Genomic DNA, 6,381 nt, shown 5'->3' on the forward strand with positions numbered 1-6,381 from the left:
AAAACTTACATATATATGAATAAGGTTTAGTAATAATGTACTTAACAGCCGGTTTTATTGTTTCTTCTCATGCTTATGATACTGCTAACGGCATCTGCTACGAAGCGTGGTTTTGCAGTGATAAAGGGCCTATAAAAACTATATCAGTTAACGAAAATGCGCTGTTTTTTATCAAAAGTAAAGATGCTGAAATAGCGCATGAAATATTAGCAGCTGAGTCACTTATCTTTAATATTAAAAGTCTTGGGTTAAAAAACTTTCAGCAAGAAGATATGTCGGCCTGCTACTTCAAATCACTTAAACATTTTTATTCTGCTGCTAAAGCTTTAAAGCAACGTGGAGTTGTATTATTTGAAGAAGATATTCGACCAATAGAGCGCTACCTAATGGAGCGCTTTATAAAAGGAGGTGCTTGGATAACGGGTAATGTTTTTTATCAAAATGGTTATACATTAGTAACAGAGGCAAAATTAAAAGCAAATGATGAGTATTCCCCAGCTCTTAATAAACTCTCGTTAGACATTGAATGTAACGAAAGTGGCGTTTTGTTTTCTGTTGGACTTGTGGGCTGTAATTTAGACTGTGTTTTAATGATTGGCGAGCCAGATAGAGAAGCTGAAAACCTAGAGTTCGATATTATTTGGTGTGTAGATGAGGCTGAGCTGTTAAGGGGGGTCGAGCATTTTATTAAGCTTAGCGATCCTGATGTCATAATTGGCTGGAATGTAATTGAGTTCGATTTTTCGGTTATTCATGAAAGAGCGGAAGCACTAGGCATTAAGTTATTACTGGGTAGGGGAGATCAACCTTTATATGTTCGTAAAGGACACTTTACTCGAGTATCGATCCCTGGGCGATGTGTGGTTGATGGAATAGACACTTTAAAAAATGGTACATATAGTTTTGAGAGCTTTTCTTTAGCTAATGTTTCAAATCAAGTGTTGGGTGAGTCCAAATTAATAGACACGGCTAATAGTCTGCAGGAAATTATTAGGCAATTTAATGAAGATAAGCTTTCTTTAGCAAAATATAATCGACAAGATTGTATTTTGGTAAATAAAATTTTTGATAAATTAAAGCTACTCGATTTTTCTATTATAAGAACAAAGCTCACAGGATTAGAGCTTGAAAAAAAGGGCGGCTCTGTCGCTGCTTTTATTAATATGTATTTACCATTACTGCATCGCAGCGGTTATGTTGCCCCTAATATGGGCGATCATGGACTTACATTTGAAAGCCCAGGCGGTTATGTAATGGAGTCTATTCCTGGGCTTTATAAAAATGTCATTGTTTTAGATTTTAAAAGCTTGTACCCCAGTATTATGCAAACTTTCTACATTGATCCACTTGGACTGATAGAAGGTTTAAAAAATCCAAACCAAAGTGTGCAGGGTTTTAATGAAGCCCTATTCTCGCGAGACAAGCATCACTTACCTTTACTTGTTAAAAGCTTAGCGTCCCAAAGGCAGCTCGCCAAAGACAATCAAGATCAAATGCTTTCTCAAGCAATTAAAATAATAATGAATAGCTTATATGGTGTTTTAGGCTCAAAAGGGTGCAGGTTTTACGATCCTAGGTTATCTAGCTCTATTACGTTAAGAGGGCACGAAATAATGCTACAAACTAAAAGGTGGATAGAAGAGCTTGGTTATAGCGTTATTTATGGTGATACCGATTCTACATTTATTAAGTTGGATGATGATTTAACCCACGACGAGTGTAATGAAATTGGCGTGTTTTTAGCTAAAAAGATAACTACAGATTGGATTAACGAGATTAAACAAACGCACAACTTAACAAGTCATTTAGAAATAGAATTTGAATCTCTTTATAGCCCTTTCTTTTTGCCAACCATAAGGGGGAAGCTAGTTGGCTCTAAAAAGCGCTATGTCGGTAAATTAATTAAACCAAACGAATCAAAACTAGTATTTAAAGGATTAGAAACAGTAAGAAGTGATTGGACTAAACTTGCTCAACAATTCCAGTTCGACCTATTTACTAGTCTTTTTGATGGAAATTTAAATATAAATGACCTTGTTAAAGACTATACAACAAAGTTATACCAAGGTGATTTTGATCATTTACTCATTTTTAAAAAGAGATTAGGTCAAAACTTAATCGATTATAAAAAAAATATCCCCCCTCATGTTCAAGCAGTTAAAAAACACCAGAAAAAAAATAGCGAATTTACGGTCAATAGGGGGGAATTTGTTACATTCGTTTACACAACTGCTGGAGTTGAACTGTATCAAGGCTTTCATAGCTATGACTATGCAATTTATGTAGAAAAACAGATTGTACCGTTAATTGAAATGATTGGTCTTATAGTGAACTCAAATGTTGCTTTAGGGTTAGGTTTTCAAGGGGGGCTATTTTGACTGTACCCAAAATGGCAATTATCTTGGGTTTTTAACCTGCATATTTGTAATTAATTCTAATTTAGCTCGTTATTTATTCTTTATATCGTTTTAATCTTCTTTTTTGCAAAATCCCATTAACTTTTATTGGCTTTTTAGTGGTTTTTGTTTATTATTTGTTTTAGTTACTGTTAACTAACTGTAACTATAAAAATAAATAAATAATGATTGCTACGATTAAGTAGTGACACCAGGGAGAATCAAATGTTAAATAATCAAGTAGCTAAAGCGGTGCGTATTGCACTTGCTTTTGGCGCAGCTTCAACAGCTGTTTTTTCAGCAAATTCTTTTGCAGCTGAAGATGAAATAGAGAAAGTAGAGCGTATTCAAGTTACTGGTTCTAGAATTAAAAGAACTGACTTAGAAACATCTAGCCCTGTAACAGTAATGACTGCTGAAGAAATTAAGTTAAGTGGTTTTACTCGTGTTGAAGATGTTTTAAATCAACTTCCACAAATAGAAGCTGCTCAAAGTTCATTTTTAGCTAATGGCGCAACAGGTACTGCAACTGTTGATTTACGTGGCTTAGGCTCAAACAGAACCCTAGTGTTAATTAATGGTCGTAGAATGCAGGCCGGTAGCATAACGTCTCAAGTTGCTGATATTAACCAAATCCCAGCCTCTTTAATTAAACGCGTTGATGTGCTAACAGGTGGCGCAGCTGCAGTATACGGTGCAGATGCCGTAGCTGGTGTTGTTAACTTTGTTATGGATGATGAGTTTGATGGTATTTCACTAAATGTGGGTACATCTGGCTTCCAGCACAACAATGATAATAAATACATGCAAGGCTTGATGGATGATAAAGGCTATGACTACGATACAGGTAATACTGGAATCGATGGTAAAGCTTACAGCATCGACTTTACTGTTGGTGGTGGATTTGATGGCGGAAAAGGTCATGCCGTAGGTTATGTTACTTATAACCGTCAGAACGAATTAGTACAAGGTACTCGCGACTACTCATCGTGTGCTTTGGGTGGTAATGGTCAATCATGTAGTGGTTCTGCTACAACACCAAATCCTCATTTTGATATTTATCCGGTTGTAGATGGTGAAGTTGATTACGATCAGAATCTTTTTGGTTATTTGAATCCAAATGGCCAAGGTTTTATGGAAGATGATGGCTACCGTTATAACTTTGCACCGGTAAACCACTTCTTACGTCCAAATGAGCGCTTTACGTTTGGTACATTTATTGATTACGAAATAAATGAGCACTTTAGACCGTATTTAGAATTCTCATTTATGCACAACAGAACAGCTGGCCAAATTGCTGAATCTGGTACTTTTTATAACGAAGAAATCTTATTCGATTATAACAACCCATTGTTATCTGATCTTCAAAAAGAACAGCTACAAACTTTATTTAGCCAAGACGGCGATGATCAATTTGTTGCTTATATTGGTAAGCGTAACGTTGAAGGTGGTCCACGAGAAGATAACCTTGAGCATACGTCATACAGAATCTTAACCGGTATGGAAGGTGAGATTAACGATAGCTGGTCTTACGATATTAGCTATAACTACTCTGCAACAACATCAAGCTCAGTTTATAAAAATGATTTACTTTCGCCGAAAATTGCTCCACGCGTTGGTGCTGTAGGTACAGAGTGTGATACTGCAGATGGTTGTTTATTATACAACGTATTTGAACTAGATGGTGTTACCGCAGAGCAGGCAGCACAATTAGCTGGTGTTGGAACACAAACAGGCTTAGTAACGCAAATTATTTATAGCGGTTATGTTACTGGTGAATTTGATTGGACATTACCAACAGCATCAACTCCTATCGCTGCAGTGTTCGGTTTTGAGCGTCGTGAGCAAGATTACGAACGTGTTTCAGATACTGTTTATGAAGAAGGTCAACTGCTAGGTCAAGGTGGTCCTTCTCCGAGCTTGTATGGTGCTATTGATGTAAATGAAGTTTATGGTGAATTACAAATTCCTGTACTTGATGAATTAAATGTATCTGCTGCTGCTCGCTGGTCTGATTATTCAACAACAGGTTCAGATACTACATACTCAATTGGTACAGATTACACGATTGCAGATGCATACAAATTAAGAGCAAGTTATGCAAAAGTTGTGCGTGCACCAAATGTTGGTGAGTTATTTTCTGCACAAAGCATTAGCTTGTGGAGTGGTGATGACCCTTGTGCTGGTGATCCAAATGCTGCTGCTGTAGGTGACCGTCCAACTTATTCTGCTAGCCAATGTGCTAATACAGGTGTAAGTGCTTCACAGTACGGCGGTATTGGTGAGTCTCCAGCTGGTCAATATAATCAGTTCGCTGGTGGTAATCAGTTACTTGAGCCAGAAGAAGGCGATACAATCACAATCGGTTTAGTTGCAAATCCATTAGATGGATTTAACTTCTCAATTGATTATTTCAAAATTGAAATTGAAAAAGTAATTGGTGTTGTAGGTGCAGAAAGAATTATTAACAACTGTGCTGAAACAGGCGATGCATTCTTCTGTGACAATGTTACTCGTAGCCCATCTGGCAGCTTATGGTTAGGCCAAGCTGGTTTCGTTACAAACTTGAGCGATAACATTGGTGGTCAAACATGGGAAGGTGTTGACTTTACAGCAGCTTACAAAATGGACCTAGAAGAAGGTGCGTTAAACTTTGATATTAATGGTTACTACAGCATTCAAAAAGAAGTTGAACCTATTTTAGGTGATGCGGAATTAGCTTACGATTGTTCAGGCACTATTAGTACAGACTGTTTTGCATCTCCAAAATGGCGTCACACGGCTAATGTAAATTACCTACGCGATGATTGGCGTGTTGGTGTTAAATGGCGTTATTACGGATCTGTAGATTATGAAGGAACTGCAGATACGTTATTAATTGATGATGGCGGTATTGAAGCATATAACTTTATTGATGTTTCAGGTAGCTACTCATATAACGAGCATTTAACCTTTACTGGCGGTATGAATAATATCTTCGATAAAGAGCCACCGTTAGTTGGTAATACTGTAGCTTCTAATGCAAACACAGTTGCAGGTTTTTATGACACGCTAGGTCGCTTTGTTCATGTAAGCTTTAATCTGAAGTTCTAACTTTAAGTTACAGCTAAATAAAACCCATAGTGAATTTCACTATGGGTTTTTTAATTTAAAGCTATTAACTGTATTAGTGTGATTAATAAGAAATCAATCACCCATCGAATTTGCTCTAAATGAGATACTCGCCAGTTATTAAATGTACTAGATCAGACTCGATCTGACAGTTACCCGTTTATTAATCGGTGACTGTCAGTTTAGATTTGAGCTAAACTTTTCTCAGCCTAAATCGATTTTCCGTCTAATAATTTTTCTAATGTTGTTCTACACAGCACATTTTCCCCTGATGAGTTCAGTCATTATTTTAGTAAACCATCCATTCGTCTAGATCCTTCTGTAATTCATCCAGTGAACTATATAGTTTTTTACGGAATGTCACCTGATAAAACTCTTGCAATATCGTTTTATGGAAGCGTTCGCAGATACCGTTCGTCTGCGGTGATATGGCTTTAGTTTTCGTATGGTCGATATCGTTGATAGCTAAATAGAGCTGATAATCATTTTAAATTTACTATTTCTATCTGGTTGTAGTTCACTGAGTGAAGACTCTCTAAGCAGTAATGAAAATATGGCATGCGAAAAAATAGCGGTGACAGGTAGTAATATTAAAAAGCGTACATGCATGTCAAAAGAGTTGGCAGAAGAAAGACGCAAAAAAAACCAAGAGGCAATGAGAGAAATTAACAAAAGAGGGAATATTTACCAAGATAGGAACTAATTTTACTACTAAGTTTAATTGCAATACTTTAACTTATGTTTGAAATCTTAATGTGTTTGTACTAATAATAATACAGATAGGTTATCTATGTTAAGTAAACTATTTGCTATTAAACTTACCCCTCCTCCAAGCTACACTATTTCATTGATTTTCGACTATCTGCCAAACCTT

Annotated in this window: 2 protein-coding genes and 1 pseudogene; 2 read left to right on the forward strand and 1 reads right to left on the reverse strand. The window is 36.5% G+C overall.

Annotated elements, in window-relative coordinates; genetic code table 11:
* The first annotated feature begins 35 nt into the window (after positions 1-35).
* Positions 36-2,378 carry a DNA polymerase II gene (locus tag CXF76_RS00155; RefSeq protein WP_024590776.1) on the forward strand — a complete coding sequence of 781 codons (2,343 nt, stop codon included), beginning with the start codon at positions 36-38 and terminating at the stop codon, positions 2,376-2,378.
* Positions 2,379-2,621: 243 nt separating this feature from the next.
* On the forward strand, positions 2,622-5,489 hold the full coding sequence (locus CXF76_RS00160; protein WP_024590777.1) for a TonB-dependent receptor domain-containing protein: 2,868 nt from the start codon (positions 2,622-2,624) through the stop codon (positions 5,487-5,489).
* 227 nt (positions 5,490-5,716) lie between these two features.
* Here CXF76_RS00160 and CXF76_RS00165 read toward each other — a convergent pair.
* A pseudogene (locus CXF76_RS00165) lies at positions 5,717-5,994 on the reverse strand (integrase core domain-containing protein); the annotation flags it as partial.
* Positions 5,995-6,381 lie beyond the last annotated feature (387 nt).

This window comes from Pseudoalteromonas sp. 78C3 (genome assembly GCF_002836695.1).
GTDB classification, from domain to species: Bacteria; Pseudomonadota; Gammaproteobacteria; order Enterobacterales; family Alteromonadaceae; genus Pseudoalteromonas; species Pseudoalteromonas arctica.